Origin of the sequence: Paenibacillus lentus (assembly GCF_003931855.1) — a bacterium.
GTDB classification, from domain to species: Bacteria; Bacillota; Bacilli; order Paenibacillales; family Paenibacillaceae; genus Fontibacillus; species Fontibacillus lentus.
Genome location: NZ_CP034248.1, coordinates 467,693 through 486,091, shown reverse-complemented (window position 1 = coordinate 486,091; position 18,399 = coordinate 467,693). Strand labels below are relative to the sequence as shown.

At 39.2% G+C, this 18,399-nt stretch carries 23 protein-coding genes and 2 pseudogenes; 21 read left to right on the top strand and 4 right to left on the bottom strand.

Going from position 1 to position 18,399, the window contains the following annotated elements; genetic code table 11:
- The first annotated feature begins 33 nt into the window (after window positions 1-33).
- From EIM92_RS02360 to EIM92_RS02330, 7 genes are all read left to right on the top strand, one after another.
- Complete coding sequence (locus tag EIM92_RS02360; RefSeq protein ID WP_125081304.1) at window positions 34-543, top strand: GNAT family N-acetyltransferase; 510 nt, start codon at window positions 34-36, stop codon at window positions 541-543.
- A 552-nt stretch (window positions 544-1,095) separates the two neighbouring features.
- Window positions 1,096-1,689 carry a DUF6933 domain-containing protein gene (locus tag EIM92_RS02355; protein WP_125081303.1) on the top strand — a complete coding sequence of 198 codons (594 nt, stop codon included), beginning with the start codon at window positions 1,096-1,098 and terminating at the stop codon, window positions 1,687-1,689.
- 129 nt (window positions 1,690-1,818) lie between these two features.
- Entirely contained in the window at window positions 1,819-3,114 is a 1,296-nt protein-coding gene (locus tag EIM92_RS02350; protein ID WP_125081302.1) for an IS110 family RNA-guided transposase, read from the top strand.
- A 412-nt stretch (window positions 3,115-3,526) separates the two neighbouring features.
- Window positions 3,527-4,096, top strand: coding sequence for a hypothetical protein (locus EIM92_RS02345; RefSeq protein ID WP_125081301.1), 570 nt, complete (start codon window positions 3,527-3,529; stop codon window positions 4,094-4,096).
- Between the two features lie 151 nt (window positions 4,097-4,247).
- Complete coding sequence (locus EIM92_RS02340) at window positions 4,248-4,574, top strand: transposase (RefSeq protein WP_125080997.1); 327 nt, start codon at window positions 4,248-4,250, stop codon at window positions 4,572-4,574.
- A gap of 20 nt (window positions 4,575-4,594) precedes the next feature.
- A complete protein-coding gene (locus tag EIM92_RS02335; RefSeq protein WP_125080998.1) occupies window positions 4,595-5,506 on the top strand; it encodes an IS3 family transposase in 912 nt (303 codons plus the stop codon).
- Between the two features lie 144 nt (window positions 5,507-5,650).
- On the top strand, window positions 5,651-6,034 hold the full coding sequence (locus EIM92_RS02330) for a hypothetical protein (protein ID WP_125081300.1): 384 nt from the start codon (window positions 5,651-5,653) through the stop codon (window positions 6,032-6,034).
- A gap of 181 nt (window positions 6,035-6,215) precedes the next feature.
- Here the strand turns inward: EIM92_RS02330 and EIM92_RS02325 are convergent, their stop codons facing one another.
- Window positions 6,216-6,677, bottom strand: coding sequence for a hypothetical protein (locus EIM92_RS02325; protein ID WP_125081299.1), 462 nt, complete (start codon window positions 6,675-6,677; stop codon window positions 6,216-6,218).
- Window positions 6,678-6,929: 252 nt separating this feature from the next.
- Between EIM92_RS02325 and EIM92_RS02320 the strand changes: the two genes are divergently transcribed.
- Window positions 6,930-7,142 carry a hypothetical protein gene (locus EIM92_RS02320; RefSeq protein ID WP_125081298.1) on the top strand — a complete coding sequence of 71 codons (213 nt, stop codon included), beginning with the start codon at window positions 6,930-6,932 and terminating at the stop codon, window positions 7,140-7,142.
- A gap of 64 nt (window positions 7,143-7,206) precedes the next feature.
- Window positions 7,207-7,416, top strand: a complete 210-nt coding sequence (locus tag EIM92_RS02315; RefSeq protein WP_342772920.1) for a GNAT family N-acetyltransferase — start codon at window positions 7,207-7,209, stop codon at window positions 7,414-7,416.
- Between the two features lie 140 nt (window positions 7,417-7,556).
- Here the strand turns inward: EIM92_RS02315 and EIM92_RS02310 are convergent, their stop codons facing one another.
- Window positions 7,557-7,751 (bottom strand): hypothetical protein, encoded by a 195-nt coding sequence (locus tag EIM92_RS02310; RefSeq protein ID WP_125081297.1) that lies wholly within the window; start codon window positions 7,749-7,751, stop codon window positions 7,557-7,559.
- A gap of 299 nt (window positions 7,752-8,050) precedes the next feature.
- Here EIM92_RS02310 and EIM92_RS02305 point away from each other — a divergent pair, with 299 nt between their 5' ends.
- Entirely contained in the window at window positions 8,051-8,527 is a 477-nt protein-coding gene (locus EIM92_RS02305) for a response regulator (protein ID WP_125081296.1), read from the top strand.
- Between the two features lie 99 nt (window positions 8,528-8,626).
- On the opposite strand, the gene EIM92_RS02300 is transcribed toward EIM92_RS02305, so the two are convergent.
- Window positions 8,627-9,820, bottom strand: coding sequence for a transposase (locus EIM92_RS02300; protein ID WP_125081295.1), 1,194 nt, complete (start codon window positions 9,818-9,820; stop codon window positions 8,627-8,629).
- Window positions 9,821-9,895: 75 nt separating this feature from the next.
- On the opposite strand from EIM92_RS02300, the gene EIM92_RS24700 reads away from it, so the two are divergent.
- The 10 genes and pseudogenes from EIM92_RS24700 to EIM92_RS02255 all read left to right on the top strand — a co-directional run.
- A complete protein-coding gene (locus EIM92_RS24700; protein WP_125081294.1) occupies window positions 9,896-10,255 on the top strand; it encodes a LytR/AlgR family response regulator transcription factor in 360 nt (119 codons plus the stop codon).
- A gap of 45 nt (window positions 10,256-10,300) precedes the next feature.
- The gene (locus tag EIM92_RS02290; protein ID WP_125081293.1) at window positions 10,301-10,564 is read left to right on the top strand and encodes a S8/S53 family peptidase; all 264 of its coding nucleotides are present in this window, start codon (window positions 10,301-10,303) and stop codon (window positions 10,562-10,564) included.
- A pseudogene (locus EIM92_RS24695) lies at window positions 10,543-10,764 on the top strand (S8 family serine peptidase); the annotation flags it as partial. The gene EIM92_RS02290 and the pseudogene EIM92_RS24695, both read left to right, overlap by 22 nt.
- 102 nt (window positions 10,765-10,866) lie before the next feature.
- Window positions 10,867-11,352, top strand: a complete 486-nt coding sequence (locus EIM92_RS02285; RefSeq protein ID WP_125081292.1) for a hypothetical protein — start codon at window positions 10,867-10,869, stop codon at window positions 11,350-11,352.
- A gap of 147 nt (window positions 11,353-11,499) precedes the next feature.
- The gene (locus tag EIM92_RS02280; protein ID WP_125081291.1) at window positions 11,500-11,643 is read left to right on the top strand and encodes a pseudouridine synthase; all 144 of its coding nucleotides are present in this window, start codon (window positions 11,500-11,502) and stop codon (window positions 11,641-11,643) included.
- A 137-nt stretch (window positions 11,644-11,780) separates the two neighbouring features.
- On the top strand, window positions 11,781-12,443 hold the full coding sequence (locus EIM92_RS02275) for an ABC transporter ATP-binding protein (protein ID WP_125081290.1): 663 nt from the start codon (window positions 11,781-11,783) through the stop codon (window positions 12,441-12,443).
- A gap of 35 nt (window positions 12,444-12,478) precedes the next feature.
- Window positions 12,479-14,875 (top strand): ABC transporter permease, encoded by a 2,397-nt coding sequence (locus EIM92_RS02270; RefSeq protein ID WP_125081289.1) that lies wholly within the window; start codon window positions 12,479-12,481, stop codon window positions 14,873-14,875.
- Window positions 14,876-15,021: 146 nt separating this feature from the next.
- Window positions 15,022-15,537 carry a DUF6933 domain-containing protein gene (locus EIM92_RS02265; protein WP_164515009.1) on the top strand — a complete coding sequence of 172 codons (516 nt, stop codon included), beginning with the start codon at window positions 15,022-15,024 and terminating at the stop codon, window positions 15,535-15,537.
- A gap of 10 nt (window positions 15,538-15,547) precedes the next feature.
- The gene (locus tag EIM92_RS02260; protein WP_125081287.1) at window positions 15,548-15,874 is read left to right on the top strand and encodes a DUF5071 domain-containing protein; all 327 of its coding nucleotides are present in this window, start codon (window positions 15,548-15,550) and stop codon (window positions 15,872-15,874) included.
- 252 nt (window positions 15,875-16,126) lie between these two features.
- Window positions 16,127-16,792 (top strand): annotated as a pseudogene (locus EIM92_RS02255) (beta-ketoacyl-ACP synthase III); the annotation flags it as partial.
- A gap of 659 nt (window positions 16,793-17,451) precedes the next feature.
- On the opposite strand, the gene EIM92_RS02250 reads toward EIM92_RS02255, so the two are convergent.
- Window positions 17,452-17,892, bottom strand: coding sequence for a hypothetical protein (locus EIM92_RS02250; RefSeq protein ID WP_125081286.1), 441 nt, complete (start codon window positions 17,890-17,892; stop codon window positions 17,452-17,454).
- 179 nt (window positions 17,893-18,071) lie between these two features.
- Here EIM92_RS02250 and EIM92_RS02245 point away from each other — a divergent pair, with 179 nt between their 5' ends.
- Complete coding sequence (locus EIM92_RS02245) at window positions 18,072-18,398, top strand: transposase (protein WP_125080997.1); 327 nt, start codon at window positions 18,072-18,074, stop codon at window positions 18,396-18,398.
- Window position 18,399 lies beyond the last annotated feature (1 nt).

Below are 18,399 nucleotides of genomic sequence, written 5' to 3'. Positions count from 1 at the left end.
GCGAAATAATTGCAATGAGAGGATATTTCGAAGATGATTCAGATCAAAAATATAAAGCAAGAACAAGCGGAAGGTTTCTGGAAGTTAAGACTTGAAGCATTAAGAACGCATCCAGAAGCATTCTATACTTCATATGAAGATTCTGTTCAAACCCCATTAGACGAGGTAGCCAAGAGAATCATGAATAAGCAGGATGATTACATATTGGGGGCATTTAAGGAAGACGGACAAATTGTAGGGATGGTAGGCTTTAAACGTGGGCAAGGGATGAAATTTAAACATAAAGGAATGATCTGGGGAATATATGTAGCTGCGGATTATCGGGGAAAAGGAATAGCTAAAGAACTATTACAAGAGGTTCTGAGAAGAGGGAAAGACATAGAAGGATTAAAACAAATTAATCTTAGTGTTGTAACTGCTAACAAAGTAGCAGCTGGTCTTTATAAGATTTTAGGATTTGAAACGTATGGAACCGAGAAGAACGCATTAGAATATAATGGCCGCGGATACGATGAAGAATACATGACTTACTATTTAAGATAAATTCGAAGAGGACAGGGGCATCGTTACAACATATACAACAAGAATATTAAAATATTATCTTTAATACTAAAGAGGATGCAATAGGTACCGATTCTGTGCTTAATTCAATTTCGTAATTCATGTTCAATATCCTTTAGGCGGATCGGTTTACCTCGTTTGAATTCTAATTCTGCTTGCTCAATTGCTTTCAGATTATTTTCACTTAATTCCTCATTATCATAAGGAATGTTTGCATCTAGGGGATTGCTTATGAGACGTTATAAAAAGTCAGATACTAAAGGAATATCCTTATCTGGTAACTGATGGATTAAATTAGCTAGATCTTTCTTGGATACAGCCATTTTCAACAGCCCCTTTCATTACGAATGTAGCCAATGAAATTCAAGAATATACATTTAATAACACATACTTGAAGTTGTCGGTAATTTCAAAGAAGCGAGTAACTGCGTATAACACAGCATTGGGGAGAAGTACACTTGTGGTTGATTAGATGAAAGGTTTTGGGAAGACAGTGAAATTGTTTCAGGGAACAATCCTGCGAGGTTAAGCCCGTTGGAACCGGCGCGTAAGCGCTTTAAGCTTCTAGTGATACACAAACGTTATCTGAAACCAACGCGAATGAAAGGACTAACTCATATGCTTTTAATAAAAGCCACAAAAGATACCTTAAAAGACTTGCATATCAATCCAGAGCCTGTATTAGAAACTGACTTGTTCTTTAGTTGGCACGTTAATATCTTCACTCTATATCGAAAGAAGAATTATGTATTTATGAACGATTTATCTCGACTGAGTCTAACTATCTCTGGAATAAGGAGTAACCAAGCTAATCGGCTGCAAGAGATTTTTATAACAAACCTAATGAGATATCTTACTTTAGAAGATATTCCGGAAAAACTGATTGAATTTTATATAAAGAATTGTAATGAGATGGTCATCACAAAAACAGATAACAGAAGTGTAAGAAGTACATTGAACGAGATCATGATGATTATGAAATCTCTAGAATATAATAAGGACGGATTTGAAGACCAAGATCATCGACATAAGTGGAATAACAGAATTATTTATAAACCAATCGATTATAAGGAACCCATTGATGTATTTATTAAGGAGCTAACAGACCGGTATAAAAACAAAGGTTAAAGCGACAATGTATTAAGAAGCTATTCCTGTAATGAATTAATATGAGATTTGAACAAAAAAAGCGCCTCCTGTATGCTGGGTCTTGGAATGCGAACCATTCACTGCCCTAATTAGAAGGAGGACGCTCAAATGAAGTATAAGCTAAAAGAGAAACAGAATCAACGCATTTTGGACATTACAGATCAAACTTTGGTTGTCGGTGCAGATATTGCAAAGGACACCCATGTTGCCAGAGCGATCGATTTTCGCGGAATCGAGCTTGGCAAAGACTGTGTATTTGAAAACAGCCGTAAGGGACTCTCGAAACTCGTATCGTGGATGAAGGCATTGCAGAGGCAGTACGCCAAAACAGATATTGTGTTTGGCATTGAGCCCACCGGACACTACTGGTTTCCCCTGGCTGAGTTCTTGCAAGACAAGGGCATTCGTATCGTGGTCGTGAATCCTCATCATGTGCATAAGAGCAAGGAACTGGAGGATAACTCCCAGACTAAAAATGACTACAAGGATGCCAAAGTGATTGCGGATCTTGTCCGTAACGGTCACTATACCGAACCCCAACTACCGACTAGCGTTTACGCAGATTTGAGAATTCTCATGAATATGCGTGAGAAAACGATGGTCAGTTTGGGGCAAGTCCAAAGACGGATTCAAAACTGGCTCGATCGGTTTTTCCCGGAGTTTAACAACGTTTTTAAGAGCTGGGAGGGCAAAGCCGCGCTCGTCACGTTGACTGAGTTTCCATTGCCGCAAGAGATCGTAGCCCTTGGCGCCACTGCGATCCTCGGGCGATGGAAGCAAGACGTACAGCGAGCCGTAGGGATAAAGCGAGCTGAAAAGCTTGTGGAAGCTGCCTCTGAATCCATTGGACTCACAGAAGGTACCACTGCTGCTAAGTTAGAGTTACACACTTGGATGCAACAGTACGCCTTATTTACACAACAACTGGAAGAGATCATGAATCAAGTGGAGTTATTACTCAAACAGATTTCTGGCACACAGGAAATGCTCACTATTCCGGGTGTAGGAATCACGACACTTGCTGGCTTCCTAGCAGAAACCGGTGACCTATCTCGGTATAGCCACGGTCAACAGATTATCCGTCTCGCGGGACTTAACCTGCGAGAAAACAGTTCTGGAAAGAAAAAGGGTCGAACGACGATCAGCAAACGAGGTCGATCACGTCTTCGAGCACTACTTTTCCGAGCCGTGTTGCCCATGGTGGCAAAGAACCCGGAGTTTAAAGCGATGCATCAGTATTATACGCAGCGCCAGGTCAATCCGTTGAAAAAGAAACAGTCTATTGTGGCGCTTTGTGGAAAACTGATTCGCATTTTACACACGTTAGGCACAAGGAAAATCGTATACAATGCCGCTGATGTCTTAGGACCGGTTCGCCGGGCTCAGCTTCAGTTGGCTGCTTAAATCAATCACGTTCAGGTCGATAGACTCACTATATGCTTAGGATCAATACAGAGACAATGGAAGCACGGATCAGCCGCAGGAACTATTCCATAAGGGCAACGACCCAGTAAAGGAGCGAGAAACGGCGTCCACCCCTTGAGAGGTAGAACGAAGGAATGTAAGGGCATAGACCCCGTGTGACATGGGAGGGTAAACCATCAAGGAAGTGTTGTGGATATCCAAGGTGCGATCATACGGAAACCACTTTTTTTTGGAAAATCCATTCCAATCTCTGTTCCCGCACACTGCCGAAAGGAAATAAATTCAATAAACTTCCCGTTATATCCACCTCTCGAGGTAGTCAATGTTAAAATTCTAAGGAAATGTGAGAAAGAGCGAGAAAATATTAATTTATAGTGGGAGGGAAATTGCTATGACAGCTCAAATTTCTGATGAAATTATATATCAAGGTCATTCTTTTTCACTTATTGGAATTGAGAAGGAATGGCCATTTGATCCCGAGAAACATGGTTTTAAGCCAATGATGATAAGTACAGCATGCTGGAGAGGTTATTATTCGAAATATGCTATTGTAGATGTAGATTTGTTTTTGTCAGAATTCACCACTGGATTGGAAGATGACCCACCAATATGGAGAGAAATTAGAGCTAAGAAGGTTGATAGAGTAGGAGAAGCCTGGACATATAAAAACGTAAATCTCGAGCTAGATTATTCAGGAGGAATTATTATCGCTAGGAATTTTATTCGAGAGTTTTATGTTCATATGGGCTTTCAGCGTCCACATTGTTATGAAATTGTTTATGAGCTTATGTTTGAAAAGGGAAAACTTGTTAGGGTAAATGATTTTAATGAAGAAGTTAAGAGTATAAGGGAACGAATTAGAGAAATAAGAAAATCTGAAACTCAGAATTATTCTGAAAAGACAGTAGAAGAGCTGGTTCGACAGTCATTCTCATTGACGTATGACGATAAGTGGAAATAATAGCTTGTTGGGAACACAAAAAAACTTAATAATGAAAAACTAATATAGAAGATTACTGCATTTACAATTGTTCTATCTATTTAGCCCCCAAATGAACTTGGACAGTACACCCCTTATTCCGATAGAATGAAATCAGTCGGAGGGGAACGCAATGGAAAGAAAACGGTATGATCTGAACTTCAAGAAAAAGGTTGTATCCAAGGGGCATGAAATCGGCAATATGACGGCAGTAGCCAGGCAGCATGATCTTGATCCGAAGATGGTGCTGCGCTGGGCAAGAGAATTGAAACGCAAGGATCTTGACGAATTGGATGGCGATGCTTTGAAGCATGCTTCATTCGTTCCTACAGCCTCAGATTATGCAGCCTTGGAGAAGGAGCACGAGAAGCTTAAGAAGCTCTATGCAGAGCAGGCGCTAGAGAGGGAAATCCTCCGTGACCTGTTAAAAAAAACGAACCCACACTTGCGGATAAAATAGAAATTTCGCAGAAATACATCATGCAGGGCTATTCAATCAGCCTTGTGCTGCGCATTCTGGAAGTGGAGCGTTCCACATATTATGCACATGTGAATCGCCCGAATCAGCAAACTGAGCGAATCCTCAGGAACGGTCGCTCCGCGCCTGGTTACTCATATACGCAAGACAACAAGCGAATTAGCGATGAGCAAATCTGTGAGTGGATCATGGAGCTGTTGGCCGATGAGTACACGTCTGTCTACGGATACCGCAAGCTGACAAAGATGCTGAGGCGCCAGCACCACCTTGTGATTAACAAGAAGAAAGTCTATCGGCTGTGCAAGAAAATGAATGTGCTTCGCCCTCAGCGGAAGCTCAAGGCCAAGCATCCGAAACGACTCGCAAATAACAAAGTCATTACCGCTTCCAATCAACTGTGGGAAACGGATATTAAGTATGGTTGGCTCGAAGGTGAACAGCGCTTTTTCTTCCTGATGAGCATCATCGATGTGTTCGACCGAGCAATTGTTGCTTATCATCATGGCTTGTCCTGCGAGGCTAAGGATCTGGTTCAAATCACGCAGGAGGCACTAATGAAGCGCCAGCTCTTTGACAAGGCGAATCGACCAATTATTCGATCGGATAACGGTCCACAGTTCATTAGCCATCGGTTTGCGGAGGCTTGTGAACAGTTTGGAATTATCCACGAACGAATACCGCCTAAGACGCCGAATAAGAACGCCCACATCGAGTCTTTTCACTCGATCCTTGAATCGGAATGTTACCAGCGCCACGATTTTGAGAGCTACCAACAGGCATATAAGATCGTTAGCGGTTTTATCTACAATTACAATCGCAATCGCATCCATGGAAGCATATATGATATGTCGCCGTACGAATACATGGAAGCAGTCCGGCAAGGCAATGTAAGACCCAAGGAAATCAACGTGTAAGGCATGATCGTCATCAGATGAAAAACTATGAAACATCGAGCGATTCTATGCAATCATTCGAATAAGAGGTGCTGTGTCCAATATTAGGGGGTTAACCCGCTATCAGATGCCGAGTATCAAGTGGATCGAAGAGGTTTAATAACAATGAAGAAAAAAACTAGAGAGATATTTATAAATGGTAGAAAGTACTCATATGTTATAAATATAAAGTACATTCAACACAAGAGCCAAATTACATTAAGGATTTCAGTAGAGGGTTCGAGAAATAATACGTGTACATATAGATTTGTTACATGGGACGATGCAATTGCAGGGTGCCCTTTATTAGTAGGTGTAACGATAAAGATTAAAGAAACAAATGAAATCACAAAATTCAATCTACATCATCCCAAACAAATTAGTAGGTTTATACTGTTTGCTTTAGATAATGGCTGGAACGGTGAAAGTACTATGGAGTATCATGATGGGCTTGAGATTATGAGCAGGATGGGGTTTGATGTTGAATGGCTTAGGCCTGGTAGAATATAATTAAGTGAAAAATTATTCACCTATTTTATAAGAAAATCAGGTTCACCAGATTAAGCTGGCTAACCTCATAATACGAAATTCTTTTTAACAGACTCTAAAAAAACGTGTAAAGAAGTAAGTGTCCTTTACACGTTTTTTGTACTTATCCCAAAACCATAACTTGAATATTTAAGTCTACCTGTCAGTTGTTCGGACCCCAGTCATAGGCTGAAATGCTTCCATGCGCCGAGCCAACAACTCTAAAAAACAAGTTCTTGCCAACCGGTAAATTTGTAAAGTAGCTGGTTGTTGAGTTGCTGTCTAAACTTATCTGGGCAATAGCATAAGCTTCACCAAGCCAATTGAGTTGCATCACTTGTAATTTAAAGTTGTTACTTTTTTTACTATTTGGTGACCAAACTACTTTAACAGAGCTGTTATTCAAAGTGAAATTTCCAAAATCCCAAGTCCTATCAACTGAAAGATTCCCATTTGCAATAACTCTCTCGTTACCCATGTAAGGCACAATTACTCCTTGCCGAGAATTATTGTTAGTAGGAATGAAAGAGTCATTGGCAGATGCAGATAAAGATCCAGCCAATGAAGATACCACTAAAGCAGACGCGATTGCAGCCACTTGCAATCTTCCTTTAAACCATTTCACGATTAACCCCTCCCGATAAAGGAATGTTATGATACAATATCATTGTATGCCATAATTTACATAATATCGATAAGAAGGGAAGTTTTTACAAAAGATATGAAAATTATAAGAAAAAGGAACTTTATCATTATAGGTCTCATAATTCTCCTATTTGGAGTGTGCCTTGTTGATTGGATGCCACAGCCCATAAAAGTAGTTAATCACTATCTATTATCTGTTCAAAAGAAAGATGCTCAGGAGGCCTATCAAATATTGCATATCCAAAATAAAGACAGCAGACTAGATTTTGAGACATTTAAAGAGACTTTAACCAACGATCCATTGATCAAATATAAAATTAATGGTTCCTCGAAAATAAACAAAGAGGCTTATTACGTGTCGGTACATATAAATAAGGATGGTGAGGAGATAGATCATAAATTTTATGTAAAGAAAATTGACGGTAAATGGAAGATTGTGTTCTAGAACAGCTGCTGTGAATTGGTTGAATTTAAAGAGTTAAATCCTGTTATATATTAAGTAGAACGTTATAGCTAAACAACTATTACAAGAGGTATTGAGAAGAGTGAAAGACATAGAAGGATTAAAGCAAATTAATCTTAGTGTTGTAACTATTAACAAAGTAGCAGTTGCCCTTTATAAGATATTAGGATTTGAAACGTATGGAACCGAGAAGAACGCTTTAGAATATAATGGCCGCGGATACGGTGAAGAATACATGACTTACTATTTAAGATAAATTCGAAGAAGACAGGGGCAATCGTTACAACATATACAACAAGAACATAATCTTTAATACTATAGAGGATGCGATAGGTACCGACCCTGTGCTTAATTCAATTTCGTAATTCATGTTCAATATCCTTTAGGCGGATCGTTTTACCTTGTTTGAATTCTAATCTCCGCGTGCTCAATTGCTTTCAGGTCATTTTCACTTAATTCCTCATCATCATAGGGAATGTGTGCATCTTGGGGATTGCTTATGAGACGTTTTAAAAAGTCAGCAACCAAAGGAATATCCTTATCTGGTAATTGGTGAATTAAATTAGCGAGATCTTTCTTGGATACGGCCATTTTCAACAGCCCCTTTCGTTACGAAAGTAGCCAATGAAATTCAAGAATATACATTCATAATAACACACTTAGATGAAAGGCTTTGGGGAGGCAATGAAATTGTTTCAGCGAACAAACCCACAAGGTTTAGCACGTTGGAACCGGTGCGCGGGGAATAAGCGAAGTTCGCTTATAGATGAGTTACTTTTGGGAGGATAGAGCTGCGCATCTTATTCAAGATGGAATGAGCAATTAATTGTCAAATTATAGTAATCTTTGTTGCTACTTGTTATTTAAATAAAATCAAAAGGGTGATACCAATGATTAGAATAGCAATCTGTAGTAACAACGAGAATGTTTTAAATCAAACAGAAGAAAAGTTGAATAATTATTTTAAAAAGTTCCATTTAGAGTTTGATCTACAGCGCTTTGCAGATCCCATTTCTCTTTTAGATGGGATGGATAAGGATTTCCAAATTTTCTTTTTAGATTTTGATATGTCTTTAGTAAAAAATAGGAGAGTAATACATTCAATAAGAAAGATCGATAAGTATGCTTATTTGATATTCTTGTCATCTGGTCATGATTTTGAATACGATCCACGTAGACCAGGGCATTTTTTAGCAAAACCGATTAATCAAGCTTGTTTCGAGAAAGAGATGGAAAGAGCATTAAGGCATATACAAAGGATTAAAAATAAATACATGCTTATTAAAAATCACGACGGATATTTTAAAATTTATCTATCGGGAATTTATTATGTGAGCATTTTGCATAATTCCCTATTTGAGAATTGAATAGCAGAACCTAGACCTAGTTGGTGGTGCATTTTCAGCTAAATCCACTCGGTTTTCAAAAATGGGCAGACCTGCAGAATTTTCTGCGCATTCAAAATTTTAAGCAGCGACTTTTCTGTATTTCTGAGCCATTGCCAGGGCAGAAGCCAGCAATACAATTGCATTTAAATATTGGTGAGTTATGACTTTCTCTATGCCCCAAACATGCATGGCGTCTGCGGTCAAATAGGTTTTCATTCGGGAGTTGCAGCGTTCTACACTCGTTCTTTCTTTGTAAAGTTCTTGCCAACGTTTCGTGTTCCGGTGCGGACTTGAATAACGGCGCAAATCGCTTTTTGTATCAACCTTGAGCACCATTCCATAGTTGGAAGATGAACAGGCTGCCATCCCCAGCGGACAATCCACCTTGCCGGTCGCATGGGGACACCGGAATTTCAGGTGATCGCCATCTACTCCCCAGTATGTCATGGCAAAACCCATGGAGCAGCAAGGTGTACCGTTAGATGTTATACCTGCAGGCGGTTCCTTCTCATTGCGAAGATTCATCGGGATAATCGCTTGCGCTTTGAGCTTCCGTGCCGCTTCATAGTTTTTAAGTTGGTCATACCCAGCATCAAACACAAAGAACTTCACTTTCGCATCGGCAGCCACTTGTTCCATAAGAGCGGGTGCCAGATCACCGTCATTGACATGAGCCGGTGTAACCGAGAGGGCCAGGGGCAGTTCGCTAGCGGTGTCGACAGCAAGATGAAGCTTATAGCCGAACCACTTGACCTTGTTACCAAAGGAGTCAAACTTCGCGCCCCAGTTGGCATTCCCCGTCAGCTCACTTTTGCGCTTCGGCTGTTTCTTCTCGTAGGCATGGATCGCTGCGCTGTCCATCGCCACGTGACTTCCATCGATGATTCCTTCCTGCTTACAGCGTGTGACGAGATCCTCAAACAGACGTTTTGCCAATCCCTTATTCGTTAGCTCAGTGAAAACGCGGCTTAATGTGGCGATTGATGGAGCTTTTCGATCAAGCCTGAGTCCGCATTGGTAACGGAAACGAAGATCCATATCCAGACGACGATGCAAGCCGCTAAATGTATCCATGTTCTCCAGCGGCGCTGCAAGCAATGCGCGAAGAATCCCTTGTCGGCAGTGCCCATCGGCACCTCGGGGTGAATGACTTCTCAATTCTTTAGCATATGGCCGTAAGTCCAGGGCGCTGAAGAAGATAGGCAAACGGTCTTTAAATTCAAGTTTTTGAAGTTCTTCAAAGGAAAATAGACTTTCTTGTAGAATATACATAGTGACTTCTCCCCCTTGGGTTTTCTTGTTTAGTCACTTGAAAACTTCTCCAAGTTGGGGTGAAGTCCTTTTTTTATGTTTGAAAACCTTTGTCTAGCAAGGGCTCAGGTTAATGCAAAATGCTCAGTTAAAAATGAGCAAGGGATTTTTAAAATTAGATTAAACGAGATTATTTTTATTGAGAGTAAAAAAAAGAACACTATTATTCATACACAACATGAACAAATCACTAGTTACAAAACGATGAAAGAATATGAAGACAGACTTAGGGAGTATCGATTTTACCGATGTCATATCAGTTTTATTGTGAACACGGATTATGTCGTAAATATACAAGAGAATGAACTAAGAATGAATAATAGGAAAATTATACCTATAAGCCGTTACCGGAGAAAAGAATTAGTACAAATTATATACAATACGAGAATAATATAATGATCAAACGGTTTTATGGTATAATTACCATAAGGTGGGTTTAATTTGAAAATCGCCGTAATTGATTCAGACGTGAACCTGAGGGATGAACTATTAGTTAATCAACCTATTGAATCAATCCAACTTGAGCAGGGCGTCCGTCATAAATGTAATGATGATTATAGTGGTCATGGAACAGATATAGTAAAAATTATTTGTGATCAGACTAGCAATTCTCGTATCATCTCCGTACAAGTGCTGAATAATAACAATAAAGGATCGGTAGATGCTTTATGTAAGGCTATTGAATACTGTGGCGAAATCGAGTAGATGTAATCAATCTTAGTTTAGGTCTCCGAAATAGAAATAACGAAACCATACAAAAATTAAAATCATGTTGTGATTTAGCCATCGAAAAAGGCATCACTATAATTTCTGCTAATCATAATGAAGGCAATCGGGAAAGCCCTACATACCCGTTTGCCTTTAACGAGATTATCGGCGTTAATAGTTCGTCTGAATCTGGACCTAAAATTACCGTCGATCTAGAACACAACAATATCCTTTTTACAGACAATATCGTTAGTGTTCCTTACCAGGAACGAGCCGTGCTTCGGCAGGGAACTAGCTTTTTGACACCGATCATTACGAGCTTATATTGCGAATTTCAGAAGGAAAGAAATCATCATTTTGATAGACATCGCGATTTTTTGCTATTTATGAGGCAGCTTGAGCGCAACCAATCGAACTTGTTTTTCTACAGAAACAATGAACAAAGCTATCATCAGTTTAATCATACAAACATCGGCTATTTTTATATGAAAAAAACCATTAATGACATTCACGTAGTTAAACAGCTTCAACAATATGCTACCGTTCGTTTATTCCATCTCGCTGAGGGAACTGAAGTCAGTTCTATTTCCAAATTTGATTTTTTATTTTTCGGTGATATTAGCATAGGTGAAGTAGCACAGTATAAAACCGTAATTTCAAAATTACTGAGATCTTCCGTCTCGCAGGGGGTTCATATTGTGATGATGATCCCCTTCATGAGTATTTACCAGCGGTTCCAAATGTCTGAAGATTACAAGGTTTCTATGCAAAGTGTTTATCTTTAATCAAAATATACGAAGTTTTATTGAAATGACCAGTTAGTCAGTCTAAAAGTACATTTAATCAAAAGTCATTTGATTTAGAAAAAAATGGATTATAGTAAAAGTATAAAGCTTACTTAAATGGTAAGTGCAAGAAAGGAGGAGGAAAGGATGAGCAAAGAGCTGGAAAAGGACCTTGAAATGAAGGAATTCGAAGAAATTGAGGGCTATGCCTACTGTGGCACGCATAAGGACAAATGCTTGAACGACTGCATTAATCCACTTCCTAATGCCATGTTCGCAGACATCAATTAACAAAACTTGGCAGTCATTTCAGACGTAAAATGGATATGTGAAAAGGTTTTAAACTACAGATTTGAAACCAAGTAGTTTAAAACCTTTTATTTTTGCATTTTATTGAGTTTAAGTAATTCGAGAAAGGGTGTCATATCGTGGTCGTCCTGGAAGCTATGCATTTAAAAAAACATTATGGAACAGCCTCTAATTTAATTAAAGCTTTGGATGGCGTCAATTTAACCGTGAAGCGTGGAGAATTTGTCGCTATTGAGGGAACATCGGGAAGCGGTAAGTCAACCTTGTTAAATTTGATAGGTGGACTCGATGTACCTACGGAAGGAGCAGTAGTCATCAATGGATGCGAACTATCCAAACTTAGCGATGATCACCTCACGGTGTTCAGGAGAACGAACATCGGTTTTATTTTTCAAGATTACAATTTGATTCCTACTTTAAATGTCTACGAGAACGTGATACTTCCGGTAGAACTGGATCATGGCAAGATAGATGAAGATTATTTAATAAGTATTTTAGAGATGCTCGATTTACACGTTAAACAAACGAAATTAATAAATCAATTGTCTGGAGGGCAGCAGCAAAGGGTTGCGATTGCAAGGGCACTGGCAACCAAACCGGCCATTATTTTGGCCGACGAGCCAACGGGAAACTTAGACAGCAAAACAAGTTCTACCGTATTGGAACTTTTAAGACTAAGCAACCAAAGGTATAAGCAAACGCTCATCATGATTACTCATAATCCCGATATAGCCAAGCTGGCCGATCGTATCATCCGCATCGAGGACGGAAAAATAGTTTAGCAGTTCTTGAAAATAAGGTGGTGGAACGTGGAACTATGTCAAAACAGAATATGATGATGATCAAAAAATTATCCAAAGCGAACTTAAAGGCAGACAAAGTCAAAAACTATTTTGCAGGCAGTATTATTGCTTTGGCTGCGGTTTTATTAACCGTTGTATTGACCTTTGGTTATAACTCCTTCACTAACCTGCAACAGGATTCCGATTTCCAAGCGATATTCAATGATGTTAGTGAGACAGAGATATTTCAATTAAAGCAAGTATACGAGGTTGACGAGGTTGGGTTGTATCTGGAGGTTGGTAGAGAGAAGCAAGAGGAGCGTTTATTATCCATTTTGTATACAGATCAAATGATGATGGACTTATCCTATGCTCGTATCGATGAAGGCAAATTCCCGACGAAGCCCAATGAAATTGTAATAGAAAGGGACTACTTTTCAACGACTTCTCAAAAACCGGGTATTGGTGATCGTATCGTAGTGGAATTTAGAAACAACGCCAGCAAAGAAATGCAAATGAATGAATTTGTCATTTCAGGCCTGTTACATACAACTGCGTCCGGAGAGGGCAATCGGATCAGCTATAACGCCCTAGTATCCAAAGCGTTTGTTGATGCTGACCCGCATCTTTCCAAGGAAAAATACTCCGCAGCTATCAGAATTCTTAATGCCGGCAGTTACGCCAACGAAGAACTGAAATCCAAAATTAAAGATATCGGAAAGCAAATCGGTCTTTCTGAGCAAAACATCCAGATTAATCATATGAACGTAGATACCAACAATCTATCAAGCGATACCATTCTGACGATTTTTTGTATCATCATTATCATCGCATTGGCATGCTGGGTCGTCATCTACAACATCTTTTATATATCAATTATCAAACAAATCAAACAATACGGACAACTACGAGCACTAGGAGCAACGCGAAAGCAAATCAAGAAGTTGGTGAAATATGAAGGGAGATACTTATCCCGCAAATTTATTCCGGCTGGCGTTCTCCTGGGATGTTTGATAAGTTGGGCCATGAATCCTTCCGTCTGGAACCTCTTTCCCAGTATAATTCTCGCCTTAGCAGCGGGTTTGTTTACTGAATTAACGGTCCGCTTTTCATTGAATTCGCCGGCCAATTTTGCAGCTAAAATCTCCCCGATCGAAGCCATTCGATATGTTGGAGCAGAGACCTATACATTTAAGAAGAAAGAGAAGAAAAGCTCAAAACGGCTAACCCCCTTTACGTTAGCAAGGATGAGTTTAACAAGAAGCCGAAAAAAAACAACATTAACGCTGCTGTCATTGGTTATAAGCGGGGCCCTTTTCATTTCCTTTGCGACACTGTTAAATTCGGTTGATTCCATTGCAAAAACACGGCAGTACTTTCCGAATAACGGCAAGTTTATCATTCAAATCAATAACGAGCTCTATTCTGAAACGGTGAATTTAAGCGATCTGCAAAGCGAAGATCAACTCTCTGGAGCCCTAAAAGACAGCATCCTATCCATTAGCGGAGTTGAAAATGTTGTAGACCGTCAATATATTGAAGCTGCTGTCAATGGGGCGAACGAAAGCGCAGATCCTGTGGTAGTAGGCATCGAGAATATTTCAGCGAGTAATATCGAGTCATTAAGAAAGCGCCTGGTACACGGGGAAATACTCGAACCCAATTCCTCTAATAACTCTTATATCCTCATGAATAGCTCCAGCGGTGATTTTGAATTTTACGACATTAGATACCAGGTTGGCGATCGTATTTCACTTATCATTGGCGATGATCAGAACAAGATTGAACATGAGTTCGAGATTATAGGCGACCTAGCGGATAAAAATTTGGGCGTTCTGTTCTACTTGCCATCAGGAGTCATGGAGTCAATCACCCCCTTTAATCCGAATCAAAGCTATGAAGTGATTCTTACAGAAGATACGAATGAACAATTGGTGAAGGATGAACTACAGAAATTAATTCAAAATAAGGACACTTTAAAGTTAAATTCATTTTCTGACATGGCGAAGTCCAATAAGGCGGCTTTTCGGACGATCACGATTGTTGTGTACACTTTTATGATATTTTTAGCTTTATTTAGTGTTATTAATTTGTTGAACACGGTGATGACCTCAATTAATGCGAGAAAAGTCGAATTGGGAATCATGCAGGCCATAGGTATGGAATATAAGCAATTATCCGCCATGTTAGGTTACGAAGCTGGCTTTTTCATTGTGGGGAGCTTCGTGATTTCTCTTATTATAGGGAATCTTATTGGATATGGGCTAAGCGAATCGTTAGGAAACGTGGGTGGGTTTTCTTTTATACAATATCAATTTCCGTGGAGCCCCATTCTTATATATTTACTAGTTATGCTGCTGATTCAAGCTGTTGTTCTCAAATTTATGAGGATTTTAACGGCGAAGAAGACGGTAGTTGAGAGATTACGATAACTGAGGCTTGAGCCTAGAGGCAGTGAAATTGTTTCAGCGAATAGCGTGCGAGGTTAAGCACGTTGAAACCAGTGTGTAAAAGCTTTAAGCTTTACTGGATACTGAAATGTTATCTGAAACCAACGCGAATGAAAGGACTAACTCATATGCTATTTATAAAAGCCACAAAAGATACCTTAAAAGACTTGCATATCAATCCAGAGCCTGTATTAGAAACTGACTTATTCTTTAGTTGGCACGTTAATATCTTCACTCTATATCGAAAGAAGCATTATGTATTTATGAACGATTTATCTCGACTGAGTCTAACTATCTCTGGAATAAGGAGTAACCAAGCTAATCGGCTGCAAGAGATTTTTATAACAAACCTAATGAGATATCTTACTTTAGAAGATATTCCGGAAAAACTGATTGAATTTTATATAAAGAATTGTAATGAGATGGTCATCACAAAAACAGATAACAGAAGTGTAAGAAGTACATTGAACGAGATCATGATGATTATGAAATCTCTAGAATATAATAAGGACGGATTTGAAGACCAAGATCATCGACATAAGTGGAATAACAGATCTATTTATAAACCAATCGATTATAAGGAACCCATTGATGTATTTATTAAGGAGCTAAAAGACCGGTATAAAAACAATAAGATTGAATAGTGGTGAATCTATGAATATTAAAGACTTAGTACCTCAGCACAAAAGCGACTATGAACGAGTTAGCTTGCTCAAGCATCAACCCTTACAAAAGCTGAAAATTATACTACCCGAGCTCTTAGAATGGCTGCAGGATGGTAATTGGCCAATAGCAAAGGATAATTCAAATGATGGTTGTTGGAAGTATTTTGTGCTTCACGGATTAGTAAATAGATTGCCAAGAGATATCTTGCAAGAATTACGAGAAGACCTAGAGAGAATGTTAAATAATTCATCAAGGGATGAGAAAGAAGAGGAGCTAGATGATATTTTGCAAGAACTATTAGAAAGAATTGCGTGAGATAAGCTTCTAATAAACAACTTGAATCGGAGACCCCGTTTTCGTGGAGTCTCCTTTTGTGGTTTCCGCTATTTTACAAATAGGCTATAATCTTGGGAAAGGGTGTAGAAAGTTGTAGAAAATTGTAGGAATATAGCTTCGCCTGAGTGCTGAGGCATTTGTTTATCGATTGTTTCTAAATAAAGCGGGGTCTAATTTGAGTTTCATGTAGAAATTATTGCAGCTAGGTTCTAGCAGCTGGAGGTTGATGTGATGCAAGTTCGGAAGATTAAGATAATAGGAACGGGTAAGTATTTGCCGGAGCAAGTGATCACAGCAGAAGATTTAGACAAGAAATTAGGTGTGCCCAGCGGATGGGTGCTGAAGAAAACAGATGTTAGCGTTAGACATGTTGTAAAAGACGAAACCGCTTCTTTCATGGGAGCAAGGGCAGCGGAGGCTGCGTTAGAGGATGCTGGGCTTGCTTTTTCAGATATTGACTGTCTTGTATCTACGAGCGGCACCGTGGAGCAATCCATTCCATGCACGGCTTCTTTAATCCAAAAGGCATTGGGACAAGAGCATTCTGGAGTTCCTGCGTTTGATATCAATTCGACTTGTTTAAGTTTTTTAACTGGACTGGATGTTATGTCTTATATGGTAGCGGCAGGGCGGTATCAACGTGTTCTGCTCGTAGCGACGGAAGTGGCTTCGGTTGGCTTGGATTGGTCTCATAAAGAAAGTGCGGCTTTGTTTGGGGATGGGGCTGCGGCTGTGGTGATCAGTAGGGCAGAGGAGGATGAACCCTCCCAGATTATCTGTTCCTCGATGCAAACGTTCAGTGCGGGAGCTCATCTCTCCCAGATCAGAGGTGGAGGGACGAAAATTCATCGCCGGCATACCGACCAGCTAGAGCCATTTCTATTTGAAATGGATGGGCCAGCGGGGAGAGCGGATGTTATTGTTAGGCACATCCGCAGGCTTCTCTGTCGGAGGAATGATCCTTAAATACTAGCTCAAGGCAAAGAAGGAGAGCTGAAGAATAAGGACGGCATCAGCGTATTTTGCTGACAGTTGTCACTGGACTAATTGTTGTCTGGAGCTGAGGTGGAGTGAGATAAAAATACAAAAACAGTAATAGGAATAGTGAACATCTCTAATAGAATGTTCATTATTATTTAATCGTTGCTGTTTAGTATTCTCTTAAACAGAAAGAGTGTGAAAGCTATTAATGCTAAACCTAAAGATATTTTAAAGTACGGATATATTTGACTTGCCTTTAAAGTGAAAATACTGAGATATGATACATCTGTCGCCCCTTGTATTGTCTGCACGTATCCAAATAATAGTAAAATTGAGTTTAAAACAAATAAATAACTCATCATTAATAGTAAATCTCTAATTTTGTCATTACTTCTGAATAAAAAGATTAATTGAAAAAAAAGGCATATAAATATCACAAAAAAACCCAACATATTTAAATATCTCCCTTATCATTTTTGTGACTATGATACTTGTAATGAAATATAAAGGTAGAATAACAATTATATTATTCTACCTTTGCTTATTCTAATTATAGTAATAGTTTTTATAAAATATCAATTGGAAGATCCATATGAAAAATACATATTACTAGTTTTTTGCCCTACCGCAGAACTATAAATACTTTGGGCATTCCAAACATAATATGTCCATTTTAGATTAAGTTTCTTTTGAGCATTAGTACTATAATGACCAACGCTAAAATTTACGTCAAATGTATGCGAAGGAGTTTTAAGTATATTATTTTTTGATAATTGAACCTTTGTTTGTCTTACCTTATTTGTTCCACTATTATCAAAGTTTTTAAGAGTTTTTGAAGTATATTGAGTGGTATTCGTATAAGTTGGCGAGAACGATAAACCAGTCCCTGGAAGTGAATAACTCCAACTTAATCCGAGATTAATACTACTAGAATTTTGCCAGCTTCCATCCCATTGCTGATATCTGAAAACATCCCCAGGATCTGTATATGCTTCTAGAACAGTATCTTGAGACACACCAATTTCAAAGTTAGACGTGTTAGAATTAACATTTGGGACTTGAGTTGAATATGTTCTTGTTGATAGTGGGTATATTTTTGTACTAAATACCCCATCACTACCTATTTAGCCCCCAAATGAACTTGGACAGTACACCCCTTATTCCGATAGAATGAAATCAGTCGGAGGGGAACGCAATGGAAAGAAAACGGTATGATCTGAACTTCAAGAAAAAGGTTGTATCCAAGGGGCATGAAATCGGCAATATGACGGCAGTAGCCAGGCAGCATGATCTTGATCCGAAGATGGTGCTGCGCTGGGCAAGAGAATTGAAACGCAAGGATCTTGACGAATTGGATGGCGATGCTTTGAAGCATGCTTCATTCGTTCCTACAGCCTCAGATTATGCAGCCTTGGAGAAGGAGCACGAGAAACTCAAGAAGCTCTATGCAGAGCAGGCGCTAGAGAGGGAAATCCTCCGTGACCTGTTAAAAAAAACGAACCCACACTTGCGGATAAAATAGA

Coding starts and splice junctions, on each gene's coding strand:
- EIM92_RS02340 (WP_125080997.1), top strand. CDS start 4,248: ATGGAAAGAAAACGGTATGATCTGAACTTCAAGAAAAAGGTTGTATCC.
- EIM92_RS02280 (WP_125081291.1), top strand. CDS start 11,500: ATGAGCAAAGAGCTGGAAAAGGACCTTGAAATGAAGGAATTCGAAGAA.
- EIM92_RS02310 (WP_125081297.1), bottom strand. CDS start 7,751: ATGGCCGTATCCAAGAAAGATCTCGCTAATTTAATTCACCAATTACCA.
- EIM92_RS02350 (WP_125081302.1), top strand. CDS start 1,819: ATGAAGTATAAGCTAAAAGAGAAACAGAATCAACGCATTTTGGACATT.
- EIM92_RS02300 (WP_125081295.1), bottom strand. CDS start 9,820: ATGTATATTCTACAAGAAAGTCTATTTTCCTTTGAAGAACTTCAAAAA.
- EIM92_RS02245 (WP_125080997.1), top strand. CDS start 18,072: ATGGAAAGAAAACGGTATGATCTGAACTTCAAGAAAAAGGTTGTATCC.
- EIM92_RS02305 (WP_125081296.1), top strand. CDS start 8,051: ATGATTAGAATAGCAATCTGTAGTAACAACGAGAATGTTTTAAATCAA.
- EIM92_RS02270 (WP_125081289.1), top strand. CDS start 12,479: ATGTCAAAACAGAATATGATGATGATCAAAAAATTATCCAAAGCGAAC.
- EIM92_RS02345 (WP_125081301.1), top strand. CDS start 3,527: ATGACAGCTCAAATTTCTGATGAAATTATATATCAAGGTCATTCTTTT.
- EIM92_RS24700 (WP_125081294.1), top strand. CDS start 9,896: ATGTTTGAAAACCTTTGTCTAGCAAGGGCTCAGGTTAATGCAAAATGC.
- EIM92_RS02265 (WP_164515009.1), top strand. CDS start 15,022: ATGCTATTTATAAAAGCCACAAAAGATACCTTAAAAGACTTGCATATC.
- EIM92_RS02335 (WP_125080998.1), top strand. CDS start 4,595: ATGCAGGGCTATTCAATCAGCCTTGTGCTGCGCATTCTGGAAGTGGAG.
- EIM92_RS02360 (WP_125081304.1), top strand. CDS start 34: ATGATTCAGATCAAAAATATAAAGCAAGAACAAGCGGAAGGTTTCTGG.
- EIM92_RS02330 (WP_125081300.1), top strand. CDS start 5,651: ATGAAGAAAAAAACTAGAGAGATATTTATAAATGGTAGAAAGTACTCA.
- EIM92_RS02260 (WP_125081287.1), top strand. CDS start 15,548: ATGAATATTAAAGACTTAGTACCTCAGCACAAAAGCGACTATGAACGA.